Consider the following 24,023-nt stretch of genomic DNA (forward strand, 5'->3'; position numbering starts at 1 on the left):
TCGGGATCACTGTCCCTTTCCTGCGCTCCCTACGAAAGACCGCCATGAAATCCTTCGCCATCGCCGCCGGCGCGCTCGCCGCCGCCGCCTTCGCCTGGCACGCGGCCCCCTCCTTCGCCGAGACCGCGCGCCGCGTGCCCGCGCCCACGGTCGACCTCACCGCACCCGCAGGCGCCACCACCGCCACCGCCGTGTTCGCAGGCGGCTGCTTCTGGGGCGTGCAGGGCGTGTTCCAGCGCGTCGAAGGCGTGAGCAATGCGCTCTCTGGCTACGCGGGCGGCGAGGCCCGCACCGCACGCTACAACGAGGTCGGCTCGGGCCGCACCGGCCATGCCGAAGCCGTGCGCATCAGCTACGACCCGCGCAAGGTCAGCTACGGCAAGCTGCTGCAGATCTACTTCTCGGTGGCGCACGACCCGACCCAACTCAACCGCCAGGGCCCCGACACCGGCCCGCAGTACCGCTCCACCGTGTTCGCCGAAAACGCCGAACAGGCCCGCATCGCCACCGCCTACATCGCCCAGTTGAACCAGGCCAAGACCTTCGGCAACAAGCCGCTGGCGACCACGGTCGAGGTGTCCAAGCCCTTCTATGCGGCAGAGGACTACCACCAGGACTACCTCACGCTGCACCCGAACCAGCCCTACATCGCGATCCACGATCTGCCGAAGATCGACGACCTGAAGAAGCTGTTCCCCGAGAGCTACAAGGCCACGCCATCGCTGGTGCGCGCGACCAAGGCCAGCTGATCAGCGATTGACGACCAGCGCGTTGCAGCGCGCGGTAACGACCTTGCAGTCCTTCGCATGCGCGGAGCACTCCGCCATCGCTTCCGCCTGCGCCGCGCTTTGCAGCTTGTTGGCTTTCATCGACAGCACGTTGCGGCCCATCACGACCACGCCGCAGCCTTCCTGCCAGGTCAGCGTCATGCTTCGGCAGCCGGTGGCGGTGCCGCCGTTGCCTACGCACTGGGCGATGGCGTTGTTCTCTGCGTCAGCCTGGGTCGCCCGGTTGTCGACCCCGCCGAAGGCGCCCTTCGACTTGTCGATGACGTACGCGCCCCATTTGTAGGAGAAGGTGGGGTCGGGCGGCGGCGGCGCCAGGTACTCGTCGGGGTCGCTGTAGCGGCCCGTGCCGCCGGGCAGTATGGGCACGGTGTCCCGGGGTGGCGGCCGGCTGTTGTGTGGCCAGCCCGGCGCGTTCGGTGGCGGGCATCCCGGCTGGCCCGGTCCGCTGCAAGCGAACGCCTGGCCGGACAGCACGCAGGCCGCGCCCAGCAGGAAGATGTGTCGCAACGAGATGCTCATCGCAGCGAATGTAGCCCGCGCCCGGGCCACGCAGGAGTGCCCTAAGTCACGCCCTGCGCCCCACGAAACTCAGAGCAGTTTGGCTTGCTTCGCCTGCTCCGTCAGCTCCGCCCGGAAGTTCGGGTGCGCAATGGCGATCAGCTCCTGCGACCGTTGCTTTGCCGACTTGCCGCGCAGCTGCGCCACGCCGTATTCGGTGACGACGTAGTTGATGTCGTTCTTGCTCGTGCTCACGTGCGTGCCCGGCGACAGCGAGGGCACGATGCGCGAGATGGTGTCGTCCTTCGCCGTCGAAGGCAGCACGATGAAGGCCTTGCCGCCGCGCGAGCGGTTGGCCGCACGCACGAAGTCCGACTGCCCGCCCGTGCCCGAGTACGGCGCGTGGCCCAGGCTCTCGGAGCCGCACTGGCCCAGCAGGTCGATCTGCATGGTGGCGTTGATGGCGATGAGGTTGTCGTTCAGCCCCGCCAGCGCCGGGTCGTTGGTGAAATTGACCGGATGCATCTCCAGCCCCGGGTTGCGGTCCATGAAGCGGTACAGCTTGTTCGATCCCAGCGCGAAGGTCGCGACCGACTTGCCCGGCAGGTAGTTCTTGCGGCGGTTGGTGACCGCGCCGCTTTCCACCAGCGTGAGGATGCCGTCGCCGATCATCTCGGTGTGGATGCCCAGGTCGCGCTTGCCCGTGAGCTGCATCACCACCGCGTCGGGAATGCCCCCGTAGCCGATCTGCAAGGTGGCGCCGTCGTCGATCAGGTCGGCCACGTGCTTGCCGATGGCTTCCTGCACCGGGCCGATCTTGGGCAGGCCGACTTCCATCACGGGCTCGCTGCTTTCCACCAATGCCGCCACCTGCGAGATGTGCACGTGGCAGTTGCCATGTGCGTAGGGCACGTTGGGGTTCACCTCGAGCACGACCGCGCGGGCCTTCGCCACGGCGGCCATCGTGTAGTCGGGGCCCAGGCTCAGCGCGAAGTAGCCGTGCGCGTCCATCGGCGAGGCCATGCTGAACACCACGTCGGCCGCGATCTGCCCGCGCTCGATCTGCGCCGGGATCTCGGAGAAGTAGTTGGGAATGAAGTCGATCCAGCCCGCCTGCCCGCCGGCGCGCGTGGCGCCGCCGAAGAACAGCGCGACGTGGCGCACGTGCTCGACCGTCTCGGGGTCGATGTAGGCGTACTTGCGCATCGCCAGGATCTGCGCCACCTTCACGTCGCGGAAGTCGCGGCGCTGCTCGGAAAGCGCCGTGAGCAGCGACGGCGGCTCGCCGACGCCCGTGGGCACGATGATCATGTCGCCGTTGCGCACCTGGCGCACGGCATCGGCGGCGGAAACGCGCTTTTGCGCGTACAGGGTCTGGGCAGTCATGCCTGCCACTATGCCTTCTTTTCGCCGCCGCCGAACTCGCGGTGTACCCAGTCGCGCAGCACGTCCGTCGCGGGGCGGGTGGCGGCGCGCGGGCTGTAGACCAGGTCGTAGCGGTAGCTCTCCACCGACAACTCGAAGGGCTGCACCAGCAGGCCCGACGCCAGCTCGTCGGCCACGAGCGCCAGGCTCAGCAGGCCGACGCCCTGCCCCGCGACCGTGGCCTGCACCGCGTGGATCTCTTCGGTGAACGACAGGCCGGCCTGCGCATCGACGTCGGTGCGGCCCGCGCGCGCGAGCCAGGTGCGCCACACGGGCGCCAGCGTTTCGTCGCGCCCCGCGCGGCCCCATTCGAAATGGATCAGCGAGACGGCGCGCAGGTCTTTCTTGGCCGCGACCGCCAGCGCGGGGCTGCAGACCGGCGCGTAGTGGTCCTGGAACAGCGGCTCGACGACCAGGTCGGCGTAGCGGCCGTTGCCGTAGCGGATCGCCGCGTCGGCCTCGGTGTCGAGGTCGACGACCTGGTTGGTGGCGTCCAGCCGCAGCGTCCATTCGGGGTGCAGGTCGCGGAAGGTGCCCGCGCGCGGCGCCAGCCGCCGGGCCATGAAACCGACGGTGGACGACAGCGTGGCGATGCGCGTGCCCTTCAGGCGGCGCACGCCGTCGACGGCGCGCTCGAAGCTGTCGAAGCCGTCGCGCAGCGCGGGGAACAGCTGGTGCCCGGCGGCCGTCAGGTGCACCTGCCGCGTGCCGCGTTCGAACAGCCGCACCTCGAGCGTTTCCTCGAGCTGCTTGATCTGGTGGCTGATGGCGGTGGGCGTGACGTGCAGCTCGTCGGCAGCCGCCTTGAAGCTCAGCCGGCGAGCCGCGGCCTCGAACACGCGCAATGCGCCCAGGGGAGGAAGTCTTCGCATGCGGACAGATTAGCTCAACTCATCCATCGGCTGAAAAATCAGCCTTTGTCGGGCACCCTCTTCGTCCCTAAATTTCAGGGGTCGCGGGAAGAAACCACTTCCACGGCTGATCTGAAATTCACCATCAAAGGCACCTGTCATGCAACTCCAACCCAAGCAGATCCACACGCAACCCGACCCCTACGCGCCCTTCCTGCTGTCCCAGGCCATCCAGCTCGGCAACCTGGTCTTCGTGTCCGGCCAGGCCGCGATCGGCGACGACGGCGAGATCGTCGGCAAGGGCGACTTCGACCGCCAGGCCGAGCAGGCCTTCAAGAACCTCGACCGCGTGCTGCGGGCCGCCGGCACGGGCCTGGGCAATGTGGTCAAGGTGACGATCTTCCTGACCTCCATGGCGAACTTTCCGAAGATCGTCGAGTTGCGCCGTCAGTGGTTCTCGGCGCCCTACCCGGCCGACACCATCGTCGAGGTCTCGGGCCTGTACTCGCCCGACGCGATGATCGAGATCGAGGCCATCGCCGTCGCGCCCGGAGACGCCCGATGAGCACGCCGCTGCTCGCGCCGGCGAAGCTGCACGGCCTGCAGCTGCCCAACCGGCTCGCCGTGGCGCCGATGACGCGCGTCAGCGCCTCGCCCGAGGGCCACGCCAACGGCACCATGGCCCGCTACTACGAGCGCTTTGCGCGGGGCGGCTTCGGGCTCGTCATCACCGAAGGCATCTACACCGACACGGCGTACGCGCAAGGCTATGCCCGCCAGCCCGGGCTGAGCGACGGCGAACAGGCCCGCGCGTGGCGCCCGGTGGTGAAGGCGATCCAGGGCGCGGGCGGGCGCGCCGTCGCGCAGCTCATGCATGCGGGCGCGCTGTCGCAGTTCAACCGCTTTCGCGACCACACGGCGGGGCCGTCGGCCGTTCGCCCGCTGGGCACGCAGATGACGGCCTACCGCGGCGAAGGCGAGTACCCGGTGCCCCGCGCGATGACCGATGCCGACATCGCCGAGGCGATTCGCGGCTTCGCCCGGGCCGCGCTGCTGGCGATGGAAGTGGCGGGCTTCGACGGCGTGGAGATCCATGGCGCGAACGGCTACCTGCTCGACCAGTTCCTGAGCGGCCACACCAACACGCGCACCGACCGCTGGGGCGGCACCCTCGCGCAGCGCGTGCAGCTCACGGTCGAGGTGGCGCGCGCCGTGCGGCAGTTGCTGGGCGCATCGACGCCGCTCGGCGTGCGCATCTCGCAAGGCAAGGTCAACGACTTCGGCCACAAGTGGCCGGAAGCCGGAGCCGGCGCGGCGACGGTGTTCGGGGCGCTGGCGCACAGCGGCATCGACTACCTGCACGTCACCGAGTTCGAAGCCTGGCGACCGGCCTTCGGCGATGCGGGGCCGAGCCTGCTGCAGCTCGCGCGCCGCCACGCGCCCGGCCTTGCGATCGTCGCCAATGGCAGCCTGCACGACCCGGGGCGCGCGCAAGCGGCGCTCGCGGACGGCGCCGACTTCGTGGCGCTGGGACGCGGCGCGCTGTCGAACCCCGACTGGCCGAAGCGGCTGAAGGAAGGCCGCACGCTGGCAACCTTCGACCAGGCGCTGCTGTCGCCCGTGGGGGACATCAAGCCGGCGGAGCAGCAACCCTAGATGATGTTCTTCTCGCGCAGCGGTCGGTTCTCGAGGATGCGCGCGAACGACAGCGGCGACAGGTCGAGGCTGCGGTAGCCGCCGAAGCGGATCAGCTCCGCGATGCCGCGCCCTGCGGCCGGGCACTGCTGCAGCCCGTGGCCCGAGAAGCCGTTCGCGAAGTAGAGGTTGTCGCAGTCCGGGTGCAGGCCGAGGATCGCGTTGTGGTCGAACACGTTCATCTCGTAGTAGCCGGCCCAGGCGCCCGTCATGCGGACGGCTTCGAAGGCCGGGATGCGTTCGGCCAGCGCCGGCCAGATGAAGTTTTCGAAGGCCTCGTGGTCGACTTCGAGCGGCGCGTCGTCGGGGTCCCGGTCTTCGGGCGGCGCAAAGCCGCAGATGAACTGGCGGCCTTCGGGCCGCAGCCAGATGCCCGAGGTGTCGATCACCAGCGGGCAACCCGGCAAGGTGCTCGGGCATGAAAAGCTGAACACGCTGCGGCGTCGCCCGTGCACCGGCAGCGCGATGCCGGCCCACTGCGCGACCGGCGCCGCCCACGCGCCCGCCGCGTTGACGACGATGTCCGCATGCAGCGTGTCGCCGCCGTCGATCTGCACGCCGGTGACGCGGCGGCCCTCGCGCTGCAGGCCCGTCGCCTGCGCCTGCACATAGCGCACGCCTTGCGACACCGCCTTCTTGCGAAAGGCCTGCAGCAGGCTGTAGCCGTCGTACCAGCCCTCGCCCGAAAGGCCGAGGGATGCGAGCGCGATGCCCTCGGTCGAGAGCCACGGGAAGCGCGCCTTCAGTTCATCGGGCGTCAACAGCGCCACGTCCACCGCGTGCGCCTTCTGCGTCGCGTGGTTCTCTCGCAGCACCTCGACACCCGCCGGCGAGGCCAGGTACAGGTAGCCCGGCTCGACCAGGCCAATGTCCGGCACGTCGTCGCCCACGCGCAGCGTTTCGCCCAGCGCGCGAAAAAACTCGATGCCGTAGAGCGACATCTCGATGTTGATGGCGGTGGAAAACTGCTGCCGTATCGAGCTGGCCGACAACGCCGACGAGGCCTGCCGGTACGAGAAGTCGCGCTCCACCACCGTGATGTCGAAGGCCTCGCCCGTCGGGTCGGCGCCCAGGAAGTACGCGATGGCCGAGCCGATGGCCCCGCCGCCGATGATCGCCACACGCCGCATGAGATGCCTTTCCGTGTCTTCGATGTGCGGGCCCGGGCCGTTGCCCGGGCCGCGCACGCTCCCGCCAGAATAGCGCGATGAGAAAAGACATTCCCAACCTCGGCGCGCTGCAGGCCTTCGAGGCCTCGGCGCGCCTGGGGAGCTTCACCCGCGCGGCGACCGAGCTGGCGCTCACGCAAAGCGCGGTCGGGCGCCAGGTGGCGATGCTGGAGCAGCGCCTGGGCGTGCCGCTGTTCTCGCGCGTGCGCAAGCGGCTCACGCTCACCGACGTGGGCCGCGAGTACGCCGCGCGCATCCGCCGCCACCTCGACCAGATCCGCCGCGACACGCTGGAGATCAGCGCCGGCCACGAGATGGGCTTCGTGCTCGAACTGGCCGTGGTGCCGACCTTTGCCACGCAATGGCTTATTCCGCGGCTGCCCGATTTCAGCCGGCTGCACCCGAACATCACGGTGAACCTGTCGGCGCGCTCGCAGCCCTTCTCGTTCCAGGAAAACGCCTACGACGCGGCGATCTACTTCGGCGACCAGTTCTGGCCGAACACGCGCGGCGGGCTGATCTTTTCCGAGGGCGAGATGGTGCCCATCTGCAGCCCCGCGTTCCGCGACGCGCAGGCCCGGTGGGACGAAGCCGGCTTCGAGCGCTGCCGCCACGTGCACCTGAGCACGCGCGCCCATGCCTGGCGCGACTGGTACGCGCAGCAGGAGTGGGAATACACGGTGCACGCCTCGCGCGGGCCGCGCTACGAGCTGTTCACCATGGTGGTGGCCGCCGCGGCGGCGGGCATGGGCGTGGGGCTCGCGCCGCGCATCCTGATCGAGCAGGAACTGCGCACCGGCGAACTCGTGATCCCGGTGGACCGGCACCTGGACGTGCACCAGGGCTACTACTTCGCGTACCCCGAAGGCCGGCCGGCCTCCGGGGCGCTGGAGCAGTTCAAGCAGTGGGTGCTGGGGCTGACACCCGACTGAACCCGGTCAGACGGGGTTCGGGTTGCGTTCCTTGAAGCCCTGCTGGTGCCAGTACGGGTAGGTGCGCGTCGTCGCGCTGGCCGCGTCGAGCTCGGCCACCTGCGCCGGCGTGAGGTTCCAGCCCACCGCGCCGAGGTTCTGGCGCAGCTGCGCCTCGTCGCGCGCGCCGACCACCACGCTGGACACCGTCGGGCGTTGCAGCAGCCAGTTGAGCGCGACCTGCGGCACCGTCTTGCCGACTTCGGCGCCGACTTTTTCCAATGCCTCGACCACGCGATACAGCAGCTCGTCGGGCACGGGCGGGCCCATGTCGGCCGTCACGTGCAGGCGGCTGTTGGCCGGCAACGGCTGGCCGCGGCGGATCTTGCCCGTGAGCCGGCCCCAGCCCAGCGGGCTCCAGACCACCGCGCCCACGCCCTGGTCTTGCGCCAGCGGCATCAGCTCCCACTCGTACTCGCGGCCCACCAGCGAGTAGTACGCCTGGTGCGCCACGTAGCGCGCATAGCCGCGCTGCTCCGACACCGCCAGCGACTTCATGAGGTGCCAGCCCGAGAAGTTCGACGCGCCCACATAGCGCAGCTTGCCCGCGCGCACGAGGTCGTCGAGCGTGGACAGCGTTTCTTCCACCGGCGTGCTGGCGTCGAAACCGTGCAGCTGGAACAGGTCGATGTAGTCGGTGCCCAGCCGCTTCAGCGACGCATCGACCGCCTGCACGAGGTGATGGCGCGACGATCCCACGTCGTTCGGCCCCTCGCCGCTGCGGAAGGTGGCCTTGGTCGAGATCAGCAGGCGGTCGCGCGGCCGGCCCTTGATCGCCTCGCCGAGCACCGATTCGGCGGCGCCGCCCGAGTAGATGTCGGCGCTGTCGAACATGTTCACGCCGGCGTCCATGCAGATGTCGATCAGCGTGCGCGCCTCGGCCACGTCGGTGCTGCCCCATGCGCTGAAAAACTCGCCCTTGCCACCGAAGGTGCCGGTGCCGAAGCTCAACACGGGGACCTTGAGGCCTGATTTGCCCAGATGACGGTATTCCAAAGTTCTACTCCTTCAATCGAACGAACAACGAACAAGATGAATGACGCGGCCATTGTTGGCCGCCGCGCAGAACCCCGTCGCGCGTCGGGCTTTGCAGCGCTTCGGCTCGCTACGATCGAACGATGCAGATCTCGATCGAAAACCCGAACCAGCCCGACGTCGTCCAGCTCATCGATGACCTCGATGCGTACCAGAAGCCGCTGTACCCACCCGAGAGCCACTACGGCATCGACCTTGCCGCGCTGTCGGCGGCGCACGTGCTGTTCGCGGTCGCACGTGACGAAGCCGGCACGGCCATCGGCTGCGGCGCGCTCGTCATGAACCCCGGCTACGGCGAACTCAAGCGCATGTACGTGCGCCCGCAGAACCGCGGGCAAGGCGTCGCGGCCAAGGTGCTGGGCTTTCTCGAAGGCGAAGCGACGGCGCGCGGATGCGCGATGTTCCGGCTGGAGACAGGCGTGAGCCAGCCCGAGGCGCTGGCCTTCTATGCACGCGCGGGGTATGCGCGGCGCGAGCGCTTCGGCGACTACCCGGACGATCCGTTGAGTGTGTTCATGCAGAAAACGGCCGCGACAGCCGCACCCCCTTCCCCCTAAGATCGCCCCGGCTTCCGCCACCACGGTTCTCACCAACAAGGAACACCACATGCAGACCAGAGGGATTCTTCGCCGGCTCATGTTCACAGCGGGCTGCGCCCTGCTGCTGGGGCTTTCAGGGTGCGGCGGCGGAGGGGGTGGTGGAGGCGGCGGGGGCGGTGTGGCGATGCTGCCGCTGCCGCCGGTCGGCGGCACGCCGACACCACCGCCCGCGGACACCGGGCGCGGACGGGTGGTCAGCAGCTCGATGAAGTCGACCGCCACCGAAGCGACCTACCCGATCCAGGTCTACCTGCCGGCCGGCTACGACGGCGCCACGGCGAGCTACCCCACGGTCTACATCACCGACGGCGACGCGGTCTACAACCAGAGCGTGACGCGCTTCCAGAACTTCACCGACATCCTCGAGAAGGCCGGCAAGAAAGCCATCGTGGTCGGCATCGGCGGCACCTCGCGTCGCAACACCGACTACCTGATGCCGGGCGCCAAGGCGTACCACGAGTTCCTCGTCGCCCAGCTGGTGCCGCATGTCGAATCGAACTACCGGGCCAACCCGGGCAAGCGCATGCTCTCGGGCCTGTCGAACGGCGGCGTCTTCACGCTCATCGCCTTCTTCACCGAAGGCGCGGCGGGCACGTTCACCTTCCAGCATTTCTTCGCATCCGACCCGCCCGCCGCCGGCGCGCGCGGCCAGCTCGATCCGCTCGAAAGCCAGATGTACGCCAACAGCAGCACCCGCGACATTCCCGTGACCCTGCTGCTGGGCTATGCCATCAGCAACGTCGGCGGCCCGGAGATCACCGCGCTGCGCGACCAGATCGCCGCACGCAACTACAAGGGTCTGCAGCTGAGCCTGAAGGGCTACGAGGGCGGCCACACGCAGATGGACTTGCCGTCGTTCCAGGACATCGTCGCGCGGTTCATCGATTGAGGCGCGGGGTGTGGGCTCAGGGTTTGTCCTGATCCTGCCCCCTGTCGAATCGCAGCGGGCTCATCCGACGTCAGCATAGAGGGTCGTCCTCTGTACTTCATCAGGAGAAAGCAACCATGGCCACCAACACCGTCCGCCTGCACCGCGTGCTGCGCACCACCCCCGACAAGCTCTACCGTGCCTTCGTGGAGCCCGGCGCCTTCGAGCGCTGGCTGCCGCCCTTCGGCTTCACCGGCAAGGTCCACACCATGGAGCCAGTGGTGGGCGGCGCGTGGCGCATGTCCTTCACCAACTTCGGCACCGGCCACGGCCATTCGTTCGGCGGCAAGTACCTGGAACTCGTGCCCGGCCAGCGCATTGCCTACGACGCGAGCTTCGACGATCCCCACCTGCCGGGCACGATGAAGACCACGGTGGTCCTGACCGCGGTCTCGTGCGGCACGGACATGTCCGTCGTGCAGGAAGGCATCCCCGACGTGATTCCCGTCGAGATGTGCTACCTGGGCTGGCAGGAGTCGCTGGTCGCGCTGGCGCAGCTGATCGAGCCGAACATTCCGGGTTGAGGATCGGCCTCAGGCACGCCGTGCTTCGCAGCCGGCGAAGCCCTTGAGCCCGGCCAGCTCATCGAGGATCGGACACTCCGGGCGCTCGTCGCCTTCGCAGCAGTGGGCCAGGCGCTCCAGCAGGCGCTTCATGTGCGCGAGCTCTTCGATCCGCTGGGCCAGGTCGTCGGCGCGTTCGAGCGCAACGCGCTTCACGTCGAAGCTTGCACGACGACCGTCTTGCCACAGCGCGTGCAGCTCGACGACTTCCGGTGTGTCGAAACCCAGCGTGTGCGCGCGCCGCACGAAGCGCAGTGTCGACACCGCGCGTTCGTCGTAGCGGCCGCCGTGCGCCGTGTCGTCGAGCAGTCCGAGCGATTCACAGTCACTCAGCAACTGCGCGGACGCACCAGAGCGCGCAACGACCTCGGCAAGGGACAAGCGCGCCGCAGCAGCCGGCGCCGTGGGATGTTCCATGGGGTTCTCCTTCGAGCCAAAGCGCGAAGTCTCAACCTTCACACCATGAGAGAGTCAAACGCAAACGGCGCATGACCTTGGCACGCCAGTGGTCAGGCGTTCGACGCGCTTGACCTTCACACGATGCCAAGCTTGAGACTGCGAGTCACTCTTTTGAAAGGACTCACCCCATGCAAGCGTTTGAAATCCAGTCGATGACCTGCGGCAGTTGCGCCGGCCGCATCACCCGCGCCATCAAGGACCTAGACCCACAGGCCAGGCTCGAAGTGGACGTGAAGCAAAGAACGGTGCGCATCGACACCACCGAAGACCGCCCCTCGCTGGTGGCGGCGTTGACGGAAGCCGGCTACCCGCCGAGTCCTTCCGCCAACTGAGCGCGTGGCGCGAACCGGCTTGCCCGGTTCGCCGCAAAGCCTTGCCTTACTTGAATATCCGCACGATCGCGTCGTCGAACGCGAGCACGTCCGTGCCCACGTGCGTGGAATTGAACTCCGTGTCGATGAGCTGCAACCCCACGTAGCCCCGTTCGGACATCCGCTTGTACATCGCCTTCACCGGCACTTCGTTGCAGCCGCTGGCGCAGTGCGCCAGGATCAGCGTCACGGGCAATGGCCGGCCCGCGAGCGCGTCGAACATCTTCTTTTCGAGCGCGTTGTTCTCGGCCTCCTGCTGCCAGAAGGCCGCTTCGATGGAAATGAAGTACGAGAACACGAGGTTGTCCGGCGCCTCCAGGAACAGCGCCGTGGCCGCGAGGTTGCCGCTGGTCGACAGGCCGGTGAGCATGCGTTTCTTCGGGTCCGCGCGGTACTTCGATTCGATGAACGGCACCAGGTCCTTCGTGAGGAAGGTGTGGTACGCGTTGGCGCCCGGAAAGTTGTAGTCCTCCTGCCGGCGCGCGGTGTAGCCGATGCCCACGAGGATGGCCTTGGTGCCACGCTTGAGCAGCACGTTCTTGAGGTTCGTGAAGCGCGTGTCGGGCAGGCCGTTGGTCGCGTCGCCGTCGAAGGCGTAGATGATCGGCACGGCATCGCTGCTGCTGTCGTAGGCCGCCGGAATGAACACCTCGATCGGGTAGCGCACGCCATTGACGCTCGACGTCACGGTGTCCGACACCACCCGGCCATTGGCCGAAGGCGCCGGCTGCACCGGCGCCGTGCCCGTCGGCGGCAGGATCAGCGGCACGCCGCCCCCGCCACCTCCTCCGCCCCCACCGCCGCCGCAGGCGGACAGGGCCGCAACCAGCACAAAGCCGCCCATCACCGCGCACGCGCGGCGAAGCCATTCCTGTCTCATTTTTTGGTTCCTCGTTCCCCGGTGCCAATCGCACCGCTCGGGATACTCAGGGCTGGCCTGAAGGCCGTCAATGTCGCCATGCAACCCGGCCATCGCCGTTAATTCGTTCGTTTCCAAAGCGCCCGATCCCCTGCCCGTGGGGATGAAACGACAGCATCAGGGAAATCCCTGAAGACCGCGCCCGAACGGCCCCGAACACGGCGCCCCACAAGGGAAACACGCCCCTTCCGCCCCTCGCCAAAGCCCCTCACGGCTGGCCCGCTACTTGCGATATCGCTCGGGAATGACAGAAAATTTTCATAACTGACATATATTTGTAAACTGATTTACATCACTCGCACCCTTCCCGGTGCATCGCCCGCCCCATGAGCACCAACGTCGACACCCCAGGCACCACCGTGGCCCAGCGCATTGCGCAGGCGCTGCCGCGGCTGACGCGTTCGCACCGGCAGGTGGCCGACTTCGTGCTCGGGCATCCGCTGCAGGTCGCGACGCTGCCCATCGACGAGCTTGCCGCCGCAGCCGGCGTGTCGGTGGCCACGGCCAACCGCTTTGCGCGCGCGCTGGACTTCGACGGCTACGCCGCCTTTCGCGCCGAGCTCGTGCGCGGCTTCGAGCCGCTGGTGGCGCCGGTCGAGCGGCTGCGCGGCAACCTGGAGCACCCGACCACGGTGGCCGAGGTGTTCGCCACCGCGCTCGACGAGAGCCGCCGCAACATCGAAGCCACGCGCCAGTCGCTGGACTACGCCGCCTGCGAGGCCGCGGTGCAGCGCATCCTGAAGGCGCGCTCGATCTACATCGGCGGCTTCGGTGCCAGCGCCTGGCTTGCGGGGCTGCTGCAGCACGGACTCGATGGCTCTTGCAGCGACGTGCGCATGCTCTCCAGCGTGAGCGGCGTCACGCACTCGGCGCGCACGCTGATGCATGCGGGGCCGCAGGACCTGTTCATCGGCCTGACCTTTCCGCGCTACCTCACCGACACGGTGGCGCTCGCGCAGATCGCGCGCGGCCAGGGCTGCGCGGTGCTCGCGCTGACCGACCGCCCCAGCTCGCCCATCGCGCCGCTGGCCGACGTGGTGCTGTACGGCCAGACCGAAACCAGCTACCGCCCCAACTGCGAGACCAGCGTGCTCGCGCTGATCGAGGCACTGACCAGCGCGGTCGCCCTGCGCGCGCCCGGCGCGGCGCAGTCGGCCGGCCGCATCCTGCAGGCGGTGCGCCCGTGGCTGCACGGCGGGCTGGGCCAGGGCCATGCGCGCGGCGAAGTCTCCATGCCCCCCCTCCCCGCCGCCGTCGCTTCCGACGCCGGCAAGAAAAAGAAGAAAGCTTCCCGATGAAGAACGTCACGCCCGTCATCGCCATCCACGGCGGCGCCGGCACCATCAGCGCCTCGACGACCAACCCCGAGCAGGCGAAGGCCTACCACGACGCGCTGCAGGCCATCGTGCGCGCCGCGCAGGCCGCGCTGCTCAAAGGCATGTCCGCGCTCGACGCCACCTGCCTGGCGGTCGAGATGCTCGAAGACTGCCCGCTCTTCAATGCCGGCTACGGCGCGGTGTTCACGCACGAAGAAACGCACGAGCTCGACGCCGCCGTGATGGACGGCGCCACGCTCGCGGCCGGCGCCATCGCCGGCGTGAGCCACGTGCGCCGCCCGGTGCGCGCCGCGCGCGCCGTGCTCGAGGACGGCGCCCACGTGCTGCTGGCCGGCGCGGGCGCCGAAGCCTTCGCGCGCGACCGCGGGCTGGAGATGGTCGAGCCCTTCTTCTTCTCGACCGACGCGCGCCGCCAGCAGCTGTACCGCGTGCGCGACACAGGCCGCGTGGTCACCGACCACGAAGGCGCCGCCATGACCAAGCCGCCGCTGGACGAAGACAAGAAGTTCGGCACCGTCGGCGCCGTGGCGCTCGACATCCACGGCCACCTGGCCGCCGCCACCTCGACCGGCGGCATGACCAACAAGCGCGTGGGCCGCGTCGGCGACACGCCGCTCATCGGCTCCGGCACCTACGCCGACGACCGCACCGCCGCCATCTCGTGCACCGGCAGCGGCGAAATGTTCATCCGCGTCGCGGCCGCGTACGACATCTGCGCGCGCATGGCCTACGGCGGCGCCACGCTCGAAGCAGCGACGCATGCCGTGGTGCACGAGTCGCTGCCCGCCATCGGCGGCACCGGCGGCCTGATCGCCGTCGACCGCCACGGCAACCTGAGCCTGGCCTTCAACACCGAAGGCATGTACCGCGGCCACGCGCGCGGCGATGAAGCCCCCGTGACGGCCATCTTCGCCTGACGCCCTGCCCCTTTTTCCCTCGCATCCGCCATGTCCTCCCCTGCCCTGAACCTGCCCGACGGCCGCGTCCTCGCCGTCGACGACCTCACCGTGCGCTTCTCGACCTCCGAGCGCACGGTCGATGCCGTCAAGAAGCTGTCCTTCCACGTCGACCACGGCGAAACGCTCGCGGTGGTGGGCGAATCGGGGTCGGGCAAGTCGGTCACCTCGCTCGCGCTGATGCGGCTGGTGGAGCACGGCGGCGGCCGCATCCTCGGCGGCAGCATGGCCTTCCGCCGGCGCAACGGCGAGGTGCTCGACCTGGCGCAGGCGCGCGACGGCACGATGCGCGGCATCCGCGGCGCCGACATCGCGATGATCTTCCAGGAGCCGATGACCTCGCTGAACCCGGTGTTCACCGCCGGCGACCAGATCGCCGAGGCCATCCGCATCCACCAGGGCAAGAGCAACGCGGCGGCGCGCGCCGAGGCGCTGCGCATGCTCGAACTCGTGCGCATTCCCGAAGCGCGCAACGTGCTCGACCGCTTTCCGCACCAGCTGTCGGGCGGCATGCGCCAGCGCGTGATGATCGCGATGGCGCTGTCGTGCAAGCCGCAGCTGCTGATCGCCGACGAGCCCACCACCGCGCTCGACGTGACGATCCAGGCGCAGATCCTGCAGCTCATCCGCGAGCTGCAGAAAGAGATGCGCATGGGCGTGCTCTTCATCACGCACGACATGGGCGTGGTGGCCGAGATCGCCGACCGCGTGCTCGTGATGTACCGCGGCGACAAGGTGGAAGCCGGCAGCTCCGACACCGTGTTCGCCTCGCCGCAGCACCCCTACACCCGGGCGCTGCTGTCGGCCGTGCCCAAGCTGGGCGCGATGCAGGGCACCGACCTGCCGGCCAAGTTTGAACTGCTGCGCACCGAAGACAGCACCGAGACCGTGCCCTGCACCGACACCACGCCGCAGACCACCGTGCGCGAAGACGCCGGCCCGATCCTGCGCGTGCGCGACCTCGTCACACGCTTCGACGTGCGCAGCGGCATCTTCGGCCGCGTGAAGCGCCGCGTGCATGCGGTGGAGAAGATCAGCTTCGACCTGTACCCCGGCGAAACGCTGGCGCTGGTCGGCGAATCGGGTTGCGGCAAGTCGACCACGGGCCGCTCGCTGCTGCGCCTGGTCGAGAGCCAGAGCGGCGCGATCGAGTTCGGCGGCAAGAACATCCGCGAGCTGCCCACGCGCGAGCTGCAGGCGCTGCGCCGCAACATCCAGTTCATCTTCCAGGACCCGTTCGCGTCGCTCGATCCGCGCGTGACGGTGGGCTTCTCGATCATGGAGCCGCTGCTCATCCACGGCATCGCCAAGGGTGCCGAGGCGCAGCAGCGCGTCGACTGGCTGCTGCAGAAGGTCGGCCTGCCGCCCGAGGTGGCACAGCGCTATCCGCACGAGTTCTCGGGCGGGCAGCGCCAGCGCATCGCGATCGCGCGCGCGCTCGCGCTCAACCCGAAGGTGGTGGTGGCCGACGAATCGGTGTCGGCGCTGGACGTGTCCATCCAGGCGCAGATCGTCAACCTGATGCTCGACCTGCAGCGCGAGCTGGGCGTGGCGTTCCTCTTCATCTCGCACGACATGGCCGTGGTCGAGCGCATCAGCCACCGCGTGGCCGTGATGTACCTGGGCCAGATCGTCGAGATCGGCCCGCGCCGCGCCGTGTTCGAGGCGCCGCAGCACCCCTACACGCGCAAGCTGATGGCCGCGGTGCCGGTGGCCGACCCGTCGCGCCGCCACAAGCCGCGCGCGCTGCTCGAAGGCGAGATCCCCAGCCCGATCCGCGCCGTGGGCGACGAGCCCGACGTGCCGCCGCTGGTGCAGGTCGCGCCCGGCCACTTCGTGGCACGGCATGCCATCGGCGGCGCCTTCTGATTCCGAACCGTTTTTTCACCCGCAGGCCCCCTGCATTTTTTCCACGAACCGACTGGAGTTCTTCCATGAAGCAATCTTCTTCCTCCCTGCGCTGGGCATCCGCACTGCTGGGCCTGGCCGCGCTCGCCGCCTCGGGCTCGGCACTGGCTGCCAAAGACGTGGTGCTGGCCATCGGCTACCAGCCGGAAACGCTGGACCCGTACAACACCAACACGACCATCACCACGGCCGTGACCAAGACCTTCTATGAAGGCCTGTTCCAGTTCGACAAGGACCTGAAGGTGCAGAACGTGCTCGCCGAGAGCTACGACGTGTCCAAGGACGGCCTGGTCTACACCATCAAGCTGCGCAGCGGCGTCAAGTTCCACGACGGCACCGACTTCAACGCCGAAGCCGTGAAGGTCACGCTCGACCGCGTGCTGAACCAGGACAACAAGCTGCTGCGCTACAACCAGTTCAACCGCGTGGGCAAGGTCGAGGCGGTGAACCCGACCACCGTGCGCATCACGCTGAAGGAGCCCTTCGGCCCCTTCATCAACTCGCTGGCCCACGCCTCGGCCGCCATGATCTCGCCCACCGCGCTGAAGAAGTGGGGCAACAAGGACATCGCTTTCCACCCCGTGGGCACCGGCCCCTTCGAGTTCGTCGAGTGGAAGCAGACCGACGCCGTGAAGGCCAAGAAGTTCGACGGCTACTGGAAGAAGGGCTACCCGAAGGTCGACAACCTGCAATGGAAGCCGGTGCTCGAGAACAACACGCGCGCCGCGATGCTGCAGACCGGCGAAGCCGACTTTGCCTTCCCCATTCCCTACGAGCAGGCCGAGCTGCTGAAGAAGAGCGACAAGCTCGAAGTGGTGGCCTCGCCCTCGATCATCACGCGCTTCCTGGCCTTCAACATGCTGCAGAAGCCGTATGACAACCCGAAGGTGCGCGAAGCCATCGGCTACGCCATCAACAAGGAAGCGCTGTCCAAGGTGGCCTTCGGCGGCTATGCCTTCCCCGCACAGGGCGTGATGCCCCAGGGCGTGAAGTTCGCCGAGAAGATGGCGCCCATTCCCTACGACGTGAAGAAGGCCAAGGCCCTGCTGGCCGAGGCCGGCTATCCCAACGGCTTCGAGTCGGTGCTGTGGAGCGCCTACAACAACACGACCAGCCAGAAGACGATCCAGTTCGTGCAGCAGCAGCTCGCACAGGTGGGCATCAAGCTGCAGGTGCAGGCGCTCGAAGTGGGCCAGCGCACCGAGCAGGTCGATGCATGGCCCGATCCGAAGACGGCCAAGGTCCGCATGTACTACACGGGCTGGTCGTCGTCGACCGGTGAAGCCGATTGGGGCCTGCGTCCGCTGTTCGCCTCCGAGTCGTGGGCGCCCAAGCTCAACAACATGTCGTTCTACAAGAGCGACGTGGTCGACGCCGCGATCGCCAAGGCGCTCGTGACGGTGGACGACAAGGAAAAGGCCGCGCTGTACAAGACCGCGCAGGAAGAGATCCGCAAGGACCTGCCGCGCGTGCCGCTGGTCACCGAGCAGAACCTGTCGGCGCACGCCAAGCGCCTGTCGGGTGTGTTCGTGATGCCCGACGCGAACATCAACATCGATGCCATGTCGGTGTCGAACTGATCGCAGCTCCTTCGTTTCCTGACTGACTGTCCGGCGGGCGGTGGCACCGTGCCATCGCCCGTTCGCGACAACCGTATCCCATGCTGAACTACTTCCTCAAACGACTGTTGGGCCTGATCCCGACACTGCTCATCGTGGCAGTGCTGGTGTTCCTGTTCGTCCACATGCTCCCCGGCGACCCGGCGCGCCTTGCCGCCGGCCAGGACGCCGACGAGCAGACCGTGGCCATGGTGCGCGCGGAGCTCGGGCTGGACAAGCCGCTGCCCCAGCAGTTCGTGAGCTTCTTCACCCACATGGTGCAAGGCGACTTCGGCACCTCGATCCGCACGCGGCGGCCGGTGTCGACGGAGATTGCCGAGCGCTTTTTCCCGACGGTGATGCTGACCATCACCAGCATGGTGTGGGCGGTGATCTTCGGCATGGGGATCGGCATCGTGTCGGCGGTGTACCGCAACAAATGGCCCGACCGCATCGGCATGACGCTGGCGGTGTCGGGCATCTCATTCCCCGCATTTGCATTGGGCATGTTGCTCATGCAGATCTTCTCGGTGCAGCTGGGCTGGCTGCCCACGGTGGGCGCCGCGACCTGGCAACACTACATCCTGCCCTCGATCACGCTGGGCGCGGCCGTCGCGGCCGTGATGGCACGCTTCACGCGCGCTTCCTTCGTCGAAGTGATCCAGGAAGACTTCGTGCGCACCGCGCGCGCCAAGGGCGTGCACGAAACCAGCGTGGTGTTCAAGCACACGCTGCGCAACGCGCTGATCCCGGTGGTCACGATGATGGGGCTGCAGTTCGGCTTCCTGCTGGGCGGCTCCATTCTTGTGGAGGCGGTGTTCAACTGGCCCGGCCTGGGCCGCCTGCTGGTCGATGCCGTGCAGATGCGCGACTACCCCGTCATCCAGACGCTGGTGCTGCTGTTCTCGCTCGAATTCATCCTGATCAACCTCGTGGTCGATGTGCTGTACGGCTACATCAACCCGACCATCCGCTACAAGTGAGCACGCAGCCATGACGCAAGCTACCGGCGTGTCTGCCGAATCCATCGTTCCACTGCCCCCCGTTGCCGTTGCGCTGACCGCCGGCAAGGTCCGCACGCCCTGGGGCGAATGCTGGCGCCGTTTCAAGAAGCAGCCCGTGGGCATCGTGGCGGCCATCTTCGTGCTGCTGCTGGTGGTGATCGCGGTGTTCGCACCGTGGATCGTGCCCTTCGACCCCGAGAACTTCTTCGACTACGACATGCTGAACAGCGGGCCCTCGGCCACGCACTGGTTCGGCGTCGATCCGCTGGGCCGCGACATCTTCAGCCGCATCCTGGCGGGCACGCGCATCTCGCTGGCGGCCGGCTTTTTGTCGGTGCTGGTGGGCGGCATCATCGGCACGGCCTTCGGCCTGCTGGCCGGTTACTACGAAGGCTGGTGGGACCGCATCGTGATGCGCATCTCGGACGTGCTGTTCGCCTTCCCCGGCATCCTGCTGGCGCTGGGCGTGGTGGCCATCCTGGGCAGCAGCATGACCAACGTGGTGGTGGCGGTGTCGGTGTTCAGCGTGCCGGCCTTTGCGCGCCTGGTGCGCGGCAACACGCTGGTGCTCAAGCAGCAGACCTACATCGAGGCCGAGCGCAGCATCGGCGCGTCCGACTGGACCATCATCGTGCGCCACATCCTGCCGGGCACGATCTCGTCGATCGTCGTGTACTTCTCGATGCGCGTGGGCACCTCGATCATCACGGCGGCCAGCCTCTCGTTCCTGGGCATGGGCGCGCAGCCGCCGACGCCCGAGTGGGGCGCGATGCTCAACGAAGCCCGCGCCGACATGGTGACCTCGCCGCACGTGGCGCTGTTCCCCAGCCTGGCCATCTTCTTCACCGTGCTGGCCTTCAACCTGCTGGGCGATGCGCTGCGCGACGCGCTCGATCCGAAGATCGACCGCCAGTAAGTTCTTCTTTTTCTCTTCATGGCCTCGACGACTTCCCTGCCCTTCATCGGCACGCTGCCTGCGGGCACGCACGACGCCATCACCGACGTCGCGGGCGTCACGGTCGGCCACCGCACGCTGGCCGACGGCCCGGTGCAGACCGGCGTGACCGTGATCCGCCCGCACGCCGGCGACCCGTTCCGCGACAAGGTGCCGGCCGCGGCCGTGGTGCTCAACGGCTTCGGCAAGAGCGTGGGGCTGGTGCAGCTGGCCGAACTCGGCGTGCTGGAAACGCCGATCGCGCTGACCAACACCTTCTCGGTCGGCACCGTGGCGACGGCGCAGATCCGCCACTGCGCAGCGGCCAACCCCGAGACCGGCCGCGCGCTGCCCACGGTGAACCCGCTGGTCTTCGAGTGCAACGACGGTTTTCTCAACGACATCCAGCGGCTGGCCGTGACCGAGGCCGACTACCTGCTGGCGCTCGACGCCGCCGGGGCCGATTTCGAACAGGGCTCGGTCGGCGCGGGACGCGGCATGTCGAGCTTCCAGCTCAAGGGCGGCATCGGCAGCGCGTCGCGCCGCGTGGCGATGGCCGACGGCACGACCCACACGGTGGGCACGCTGGTGCTGGCGAACTACGGGCGCCAGCCGCAGCTGGTGCTGGCCGGGCACGCGGTGGGCGAACGGCTCGCGGCGCTGCAGGCAGCGAAGGAAGCGGCGGAGCCCGAGAAGGGCTCGATCATCATCGTCGTCGCCACCGACGCGCCGCTCGATGCGCGCCAGCTGCGCCGCCTGGCACTGCGCGCGGGCGCGGGGCTGGCCCGCACCGGCTCGGTCTACGGCCACGGCAGCGGCGACCTCGTGCTGGCCTTCTCGACCGCCTACACGATCCCCGACCACGCCGACCGGCCCATGCCGGCCGTGGCGATGCTGCACGACACGCGGCTCGACGGGCTGTTCCAGGCCGCGGCCGACAGCACCGAGCAGGCCATACTTCATGCGCTGTGGCGCGCCACGCCGGTCACGGGCCGCGACGGCCACCACCGCGCGGCGCTCGGCGAACTGCTGCCGGCGTCTTCCCTTTCACCTCTCGCCTGAAACACACGTCCATGAAAGTCCTGATCTCCACCGACATCGAAGGCGTTGCGGGCGTCTACCACCACGAGCAGGCGCGCCAGGGCAACCCCGAGTACGAGCGCGCCCGCGTGCTGATGGCGCAGGAGGCCAACGCCGCGATTGCCGGCGCCTTCGACGCCGGCGCCACCGAGGTGCTGGTGAACGACTCGCACGGCGGCTTTCGCAACATGCCGCCCGACGTGCTCGATGCACGCGCCCGTGTCGTGCAGGGCAAGCCGCGCTACCTCAGCATGGTGGCCGGCGTGGAAGAAGGCGTGGACGCGCTGTGCATGGTGGGCTACCACTCGCGCGCGCAGGGCCGCGGCATCCTGGCGCACACGATCAACGGCTTTGCCTTCGCGGGCATCCGTCTGGGCAACCAGGAACTCGGCGAAGCCGGGATCTACGGCGCGCTGGCCGGCGAGTACGGCGTGCCCGTGGTGATGGCCAGCGGCGACGATGTGTTCATCTCCGAAAACCAGGCGCTCTTTCCGCATGCGAGCTTCGTGCAGACCAAGAAGGCGACCGGCTTCAACAGCGGCGTGTCGCTCTCGCCGGAGCAATCGCGCCAGGCGATCCGCGCCGGCGTGATCGAAGGGCTGGCCGCGCGTGCCCATGCACGTCCGCTGGTCTTCCAGGGCCCGCAGGTGGTCACGCTGCGCACCCAGTCGCCGATGATGGCCGACCTGTTCTGCCAGTGGCCGAGCTTCGAGCGCGTCGACGGCGTCACGCTGCGCTTCAGCGCCGACTCGGTGGAGTCGGCCGTGCGCATGCTGAACTGTTGTTCGGCGATGTCGTCGATGCTGCGCTGAGGCCGCGCGCCTTCAAGGCACTTCAAGGCAGCGCGAGGCTGAAGCGCACGTGACCGTCCTGCCCGGCGCTGTCGAGCCGGGCGTGCCCCCGATGCAGCTCGGCGATCTGGTGCACGAGGTACAGCCCCAGCCCGGCGCCCGGTGAGCGCGCCGCCTGGCGGCCACGGAAGTATTTCTCGAACAGCCGCGGCACCTCGTCGTGCGGAATCGCGTCGCCGGGGTTGCTCACGCGGATGTCCAGTCCACCCGTTTCCGCCGGCACCACATCGAGCACGATCGCGCGGCCGGCCGGCGTGTGACGGTCGGCGTTGGCCAGCAGGTTGCGCAGCGCCACGCGCAGCAGGCCGAGGTCGCACACCAGCTGCGGCGGCAGGTGGCTGCCCTGCCACACGACGCGGCCGTCGGGCCAGTCCGCCACCAGGTCCTCGAACAGTTCCAGCAACTCGTCGCGCTCGCAGGGGCGCGGCTGGAATGGCGTCTGGCCGGCCTCCATGCGATCGGAGGTCAGGTACTCGTCGACCAGCGCGGTCATGCGCTGTGCGGCGGCGCGCAGGTTCAGGCAGCGCGCCAGGGTCTTCTCGCGCGCGGCGTCGAGGTTCTTCGCGATCTGCTGCGCGGTGGTGTGGATGATCGCCAGCGGCGTGCGGAACTCGTGCGACACCATCGCGACGAAGTCCACCTGCGACTGCTTGGCGCGGCGCTCGGTCTCCAACGCGGCACGCAGGTCGACCTCGAGGCGCTGGCGCTGCTCGATCTCGCCGCGCAGGTCGGCCGTGCGCTTGCGCACCTCGTCTTCCAGCCGGTCGTTCTGGCGCCCGACCACGTGCACCAGGCGCGCCTGCGCGGCTTCCTTCTCGCGGCGCAGTTGGTCGTAGCGGCGGTTCAGCCGCATGCTCATGAGCAGCAGGTGCAGCAGCGTGCCCACGGCGGTCGCGTTGTCGGTCCAGGCGCCGGCCGGCAGCCAGCCCTGGTTGCGCAGGAAGCTCACCATCACGCCCACGTAGTAGATGCCGAAGATGACGAGAAAGGCCCGCGCCTGGCCCTGGTCGCGCGGCAGCAGCCACAGCGCGGCGCCGATCAGGTAGACGATGCACAGCATCGCCGTCCCCTGCACCGCCTGCATGGCCAGGCCGTTGGCGCCGGCCAGCACCAGCGCCACCGCGATGGCACTCACGAGGCCCACCACGCACACCACCACGCGAGTGAAGCGCGGCCACTGCACATCGGTACCCAGCTGCATGCCGGCAAAGCGGATGCCGATGGCCACGCCGGCGCAGATCGACAGGCTCAGCAGCAGGTCGGACAGCCGCGCGGGCATGGCCAGCAGCTGCTGCGGCAGCCCGGCCGTCAGGAACTCGACCAGCAGCGCGTTCGCCACGTAGACCAGGTACCACGCGCTCAGCCGCTCGCGCGTCATCTGCCAGAACAGCGTGTGAAAGGCGAGCAGCATCAGGCCGAATCCGAAGCCCAGACCGTAGAAGAGGTACTCGCGCCGCGCGGTGCCCGCGTAGACCTCGGGCGCCGCGAAGCCGATGGTGGTCGACATGGCGTTGCGCGACTGCAGGCGCAGCAGCAGCGGCGTGGGTTCGGTGCCTTCCAGCGTGAGCGGCAGCTGCACGTTGCGCGCGTCGACCGGCCAGTGCTCGCGGCCGATGTCTTCGCCCGAGTGCACGGCCAGCTGCCAGCGGCCGGTGTCGTCCTGGCGGTACAGCCGCACATCGTCGAGCAGCGCATTCCTGAACTGCGCCAGCCAGCGCTGCTGCGGCGCGTCGGCCGGGCGCTGCACCTCGAGCTTGATCCACACGGCGTCGCGCGTGAAGCCCGCATTCACGGCCCCAGGCAAGGCCTTCCAACCCGGCGCGGCGGCGGCTTCGTCGGCACTGAGGCGGCCTTCGGGGTCGCGCAGCATCGACAACTGGCCGTGGCTGTCGACGCTCGCCAACGGATTCAGCCGCAGCACGCCGGCGGCGGCCGCGGTGGAAAAGAGAAGGCCCAGCACGGCAAGACAACCGCACCGCCACAGGCACCGAGCAAGGCGTTTCATGGGCGCTGATTATCGAGGGCGCCCCTACAATCCGCGCGCCTTTCATCGTGCTTAGAAACGCTCAGATTCCCTCGGCCAC

At 68.5% G+C, this 24,023-nt stretch carries 24 protein-coding genes; 16 read left to right on the forward strand and 8 right to left on the reverse strand.

What is annotated here, in order from left to right; all coding sequences use genetic code 11:
* Window positions 1-44 precede the first annotated feature (44 nt).
* Window positions 45-749: a peptide-methionine (S)-S-oxide reductase MsrA gene (msrA, locus tag AC1RAA_RS05840; RefSeq protein WP_492727084.1), complete on the forward strand. Its 705-nt coding sequence runs from the start codon at window positions 45-47 to the stop codon at window positions 747-749.
* Here the strand turns inward: msrA and AC1RAA_RS05845 are convergent, their stop codons facing one another.
* From AC1RAA_RS05845 to AC1RAA_RS05855, 3 genes are all read right to left on the reverse strand, one after another.
* Window positions 750-1,154, reverse strand: a complete 405-nt coding sequence (locus tag AC1RAA_RS05845) for a DUF4189 domain-containing protein (protein WP_157755070.1) — start codon at window positions 1,152-1,154, stop codon at window positions 750-752.
* A 222-nt stretch (window positions 1,155-1,376) separates the two neighbouring features.
* Window positions 1,377-2,672, reverse strand: a complete 1,296-nt coding sequence (locus AC1RAA_RS05850; RefSeq protein ID WP_492727087.1) for an acetyl-CoA hydrolase/transferase family protein — start codon at window positions 2,670-2,672, stop codon at window positions 1,377-1,379.
* 8 nt (window positions 2,673-2,680) lie between these two features.
* On the reverse strand, window positions 2,681-3,583 hold the full coding sequence (locus AC1RAA_RS05855) for a LysR substrate-binding domain-containing protein (RefSeq protein WP_492727089.1): 903 nt from the start codon (window positions 3,581-3,583) through the stop codon (window positions 2,681-2,683).
* 139 nt (window positions 3,584-3,722) lie between these two features.
* On the opposite strand from AC1RAA_RS05855, the gene AC1RAA_RS05860 reads away from it, so the two are divergent.
* Both AC1RAA_RS05860 and AC1RAA_RS05865 read left to right on the forward strand, forming a co-directional pair.
* On the forward strand, window positions 3,723-4,127 hold the full coding sequence (locus tag AC1RAA_RS05860; protein WP_159271659.1) for a RidA family protein: 405 nt from the start codon (window positions 3,723-3,725) through the stop codon (window positions 4,125-4,127).
* Window positions 4,124-5,218 carry an oxidoreductase gene (locus AC1RAA_RS05865; protein WP_492727091.1) on the forward strand — a complete coding sequence of 365 codons (1,095 nt, stop codon included), beginning with the start codon at window positions 4,124-4,126 and terminating at the stop codon, window positions 5,216-5,218. Before AC1RAA_RS05860 ends, AC1RAA_RS05865 begins: the two co-directional genes overlap by 4 nt.
* On the opposite strand, the gene AC1RAA_RS05870 is transcribed toward AC1RAA_RS05865, so the two are convergent.
* Complete coding sequence (locus AC1RAA_RS05870) at window positions 5,215-6,387, reverse strand: NAD(P)/FAD-dependent oxidoreductase (protein ID WP_492727093.1); 1,173 nt, start codon at window positions 6,385-6,387, stop codon at window positions 5,215-5,217. The two genes, AC1RAA_RS05865 and AC1RAA_RS05870, sit on opposite strands and share 4 nt — an antisense overlap.
* 77 nt (window positions 6,388-6,464) lie before the next feature.
* Here AC1RAA_RS05870 and AC1RAA_RS05875 point away from each other — a divergent pair, with 77 nt between their 5' ends.
* Window positions 6,465-7,358: a LysR substrate-binding domain-containing protein gene (locus tag AC1RAA_RS05875; protein ID WP_492727095.1), complete on the forward strand. Its 894-nt coding sequence runs from the start codon at window positions 6,465-6,467 to the stop codon at window positions 7,356-7,358.
* Window positions 7,359-7,364: 6 nt separating this feature from the next.
* On the opposite strand, the gene AC1RAA_RS05880 is transcribed toward AC1RAA_RS05875, so the two are convergent.
* Entirely contained in the window at window positions 7,365-8,393 is a 1,029-nt protein-coding gene (locus AC1RAA_RS05880) for an aldo/keto reductase (protein WP_070060858.1), read from the reverse strand.
* 122 nt (window positions 8,394-8,515) lie between these two features.
* Here AC1RAA_RS05880 and AC1RAA_RS05885 point away from each other — a divergent pair, with 122 nt between their 5' ends.
* From AC1RAA_RS05885 to AC1RAA_RS05895, 3 genes are all read left to right on the forward strand, one after another.
* Entirely contained in the window at window positions 8,516-8,989 is a 474-nt protein-coding gene (locus AC1RAA_RS05885; protein WP_492727097.1) for a GNAT family N-acetyltransferase, read from the forward strand.
* A gap of 49 nt (window positions 8,990-9,038) precedes the next feature.
* Window positions 9,039-9,920 carry an alpha/beta hydrolase gene (locus tag AC1RAA_RS05890; RefSeq protein ID WP_492727099.1) on the forward strand — a complete coding sequence of 294 codons (882 nt, stop codon included), beginning with the start codon at window positions 9,039-9,041 and terminating at the stop codon, window positions 9,918-9,920.
* 116 nt (window positions 9,921-10,036) lie between these two features.
* Window positions 10,037-10,483 (forward strand): SRPBCC family protein, encoded by a 447-nt coding sequence (locus AC1RAA_RS05895; protein WP_487846821.1) that lies wholly within the window; start codon window positions 10,037-10,039, stop codon window positions 10,481-10,483.
* A gap of 9 nt (window positions 10,484-10,492) precedes the next feature.
* Here AC1RAA_RS05895 and AC1RAA_RS05900 read toward each other — a convergent pair whose 3' ends face one another.
* Entirely contained in the window at window positions 10,493-10,939 is a 447-nt protein-coding gene (locus AC1RAA_RS05900) for a MerR family DNA-binding protein (RefSeq protein WP_492727101.1), read from the reverse strand.
* Between the two features lie 170 nt (window positions 10,940-11,109).
* Here AC1RAA_RS05900 and AC1RAA_RS05905 point away from each other — a divergent pair, with 170 nt between their 5' ends.
* The gene (locus AC1RAA_RS05905; protein ID WP_062472532.1) at window positions 11,110-11,313 is read left to right on the forward strand and encodes a heavy-metal-associated domain-containing protein; all 204 of its coding nucleotides are present in this window, start codon (window positions 11,110-11,112) and stop codon (window positions 11,311-11,313) included.
* Window positions 11,314-11,359: 46 nt separating this feature from the next.
* Here the strand turns inward: AC1RAA_RS05905 and AC1RAA_RS05910 are convergent, their stop codons facing one another.
* Window positions 11,360-12,232 carry an alpha/beta hydrolase gene (locus AC1RAA_RS05910; RefSeq protein ID WP_082818027.1) on the reverse strand — a complete coding sequence of 291 codons (873 nt, stop codon included), beginning with the start codon at window positions 12,230-12,232 and terminating at the stop codon, window positions 11,360-11,362.
* Window positions 12,233-12,597: 365 nt separating this feature from the next.
* On the opposite strand from AC1RAA_RS05910, the gene AC1RAA_RS05915 reads away from it, so the two are divergent.
* The 8 genes from AC1RAA_RS05915 (at window position 12,598) to AC1RAA_RS05950 (ending at window position 21,900) form a co-directional block, all read left to right on the forward strand.
* A complete protein-coding gene (locus tag AC1RAA_RS05915) occupies window positions 12,598-13,569 on the forward strand; it encodes a MurR/RpiR family transcriptional regulator (protein WP_159271651.1) in 972 nt (323 codons plus the stop codon).
* Complete coding sequence (locus AC1RAA_RS05920) at window positions 13,566-14,525, forward strand: isoaspartyl peptidase/L-asparaginase family protein (RefSeq protein ID WP_492727105.1); 960 nt, start codon at window positions 13,566-13,568, stop codon at window positions 14,523-14,525. The genes AC1RAA_RS05915 and AC1RAA_RS05920 overlap by 4 nt, the downstream gene beginning before the upstream one ends.
* Before the next feature lie 30 nt (window positions 14,526-14,555).
* Window positions 14,556-16,433, forward strand: a complete 1,878-nt coding sequence (locus AC1RAA_RS05925; RefSeq protein ID WP_492727107.1) for a dipeptide ABC transporter ATP-binding protein — start codon at window positions 14,556-14,558, stop codon at window positions 16,431-16,433.
* 65 nt (window positions 16,434-16,498) lie between these two features.
* A complete protein-coding gene (gene gsiB, locus AC1RAA_RS05930) occupies window positions 16,499-18,052 on the forward strand; it encodes a glutathione ABC transporter substrate-binding protein GsiB (RefSeq protein WP_070060868.1) in 1,554 nt (517 codons plus the stop codon).
* Window positions 18,053-18,132: 80 nt separating this feature from the next.
* A complete protein-coding gene (gene gsiC / locus AC1RAA_RS05935; protein WP_062472516.1) occupies window positions 18,133-19,053 on the forward strand; it encodes a glutathione ABC transporter permease GsiC in 921 nt (306 codons plus the stop codon).
* Between the two features lie 10 nt (window positions 19,054-19,063).
* Complete coding sequence (gene gsiD, locus AC1RAA_RS05940) at window positions 19,064-19,990, forward strand: glutathione ABC transporter permease GsiD (RefSeq protein WP_492727109.1); 927 nt, start codon at window positions 19,064-19,066, stop codon at window positions 19,988-19,990.
* Window positions 19,991-20,008: 18 nt separating this feature from the next.
* A complete protein-coding gene (locus tag AC1RAA_RS05945; protein ID WP_492727111.1) occupies window positions 20,009-21,070 on the forward strand; it encodes a DmpA family aminopeptidase in 1,062 nt (353 codons plus the stop codon).
* Between the two features lie 11 nt (window positions 21,071-21,081).
* Window positions 21,082-21,900: a M55 family metallopeptidase gene (locus tag AC1RAA_RS05950; RefSeq protein WP_492727113.1), complete on the forward strand. Its 819-nt coding sequence runs from the start codon at window positions 21,082-21,084 to the stop codon at window positions 21,898-21,900.
* Between the two features lie 22 nt (window positions 21,901-21,922).
* On the opposite strand, the gene AC1RAA_RS05955 is transcribed toward AC1RAA_RS05950, so the two are convergent.
* Window positions 21,923-23,899 carry a sensor histidine kinase gene (locus AC1RAA_RS05955; protein ID WP_492727115.1) on the reverse strand — a complete coding sequence of 659 codons (1,977 nt, stop codon included), beginning with the start codon at window positions 23,897-23,899 and terminating at the stop codon, window positions 21,923-21,925.
* Window positions 23,900-24,023 lie beyond the last annotated feature (124 nt).

The organism is Variovorax sp. GW823-FHT04F07, from assembly GCF_058795995.1.

Excerpts from the sequence above, each read along its gene's own strand:
- AC1RAA_RS05865 (WP_492727091.1), top strand. The coding sequence starts at position 4,124 with ATGAGCACGCCGCTGCTCGCGCCGGCGAAGCTGCACGGCCTGCAGCTG.
- AC1RAA_RS05860 (WP_159271659.1), top strand. The coding sequence starts at position 3,723 with ATGCAACTCCAACCCAAGCAGATCCACACGCAACCCGACCCCTACGCG.
- msrA (WP_492727084.1), top strand. The coding sequence starts at position 45 with ATGAAATCCTTCGCCATCGCCGCCGGCGCGCTCGCCGCCGCCGCCTTC.
- AC1RAA_RS05895 (WP_487846821.1), top strand. The coding sequence starts at position 10,037 with ATGGCCACCAACACCGTCCGCCTGCACCGCGTGCTGCGCACCACCCCC.
- AC1RAA_RS05950 (WP_492727113.1), top strand. The coding sequence starts at position 21,082 with ATGAAAGTCCTGATCTCCACCGACATCGAAGGCGTTGCGGGCGTCTAC.
- AC1RAA_RS05945 (WP_492727111.1), top strand. The coding sequence starts at position 20,009 with ATGGCCTCGACGACTTCCCTGCCCTTCATCGGCACGCTGCCTGCGGGC.
- AC1RAA_RS05910 (WP_082818027.1), bottom strand. The coding sequence starts at position 12,232 with ATGAGACAGGAATGGCTTCGCCGCGCGTGCGCGGTGATGGGCGGCTTT.
- AC1RAA_RS05855 (WP_492727089.1), bottom strand. The coding sequence starts at position 3,583 with ATGCGAAGACTTCCTCCCCTGGGCGCATTGCGCGTGTTCGAGGCCGCG.
- AC1RAA_RS05885 (WP_492727097.1), top strand. The coding sequence starts at position 8,516 with ATGCAGATCTCGATCGAAAACCCGAACCAGCCCGACGTCGTCCAGCTC.
- AC1RAA_RS05890 (WP_492727099.1), top strand. The coding sequence starts at position 9,039 with ATGCAGACCAGAGGGATTCTTCGCCGGCTCATGTTCACAGCGGGCTGC.
- AC1RAA_RS05905 (WP_062472532.1), top strand. The coding sequence starts at position 11,110 with ATGCAAGCGTTTGAAATCCAGTCGATGACCTGCGGCAGTTGCGCCGGC.
- gsiB (WP_070060868.1), top strand. The coding sequence starts at position 16,499 with ATGAAGCAATCTTCTTCCTCCCTGCGCTGGGCATCCGCACTGCTGGGC.
- AC1RAA_RS05875 (WP_492727095.1), top strand. The coding sequence starts at position 6,465 with ATGAGAAAAGACATTCCCAACCTCGGCGCGCTGCAGGCCTTCGAGGCC.
- AC1RAA_RS05850 (WP_492727087.1), bottom strand. The coding sequence starts at position 2,672 with ATGACTGCCCAGACCCTGTACGCGCAAAAGCGCGTTTCCGCCGCCGAT.
- AC1RAA_RS05925 (WP_492727107.1), top strand. The coding sequence starts at position 14,556 with ATGTCCTCCCCTGCCCTGAACCTGCCCGACGGCCGCGTCCTCGCCGTC.
- AC1RAA_RS05915 (WP_159271651.1), top strand. The coding sequence starts at position 12,598 with ATGAGCACCAACGTCGACACCCCAGGCACCACCGTGGCCCAGCGCATT.
- AC1RAA_RS05870 (WP_492727093.1), bottom strand. The coding sequence starts at position 6,387 with ATGCGGCGTGTGGCGATCATCGGCGGCGGGGCCATCGGCTCGGCCATC.
- AC1RAA_RS05900 (WP_492727101.1), bottom strand. The coding sequence starts at position 10,939 with ATGGAACATCCCACGGCGCCGGCTGCTGCGGCGCGCTTGTCCCTTGCC.
- gsiD (WP_492727109.1), top strand. The coding sequence starts at position 19,064 with ATGACGCAAGCTACCGGCGTGTCTGCCGAATCCATCGTTCCACTGCCC.
- AC1RAA_RS05920 (WP_492727105.1), top strand. The coding sequence starts at position 13,566 with ATGAAGAACGTCACGCCCGTCATCGCCATCCACGGCGGCGCCGGCACC.
- gsiC (WP_062472516.1), top strand. The coding sequence starts at position 18,133 with ATGCTGAACTACTTCCTCAAACGACTGTTGGGCCTGATCCCGACACTG.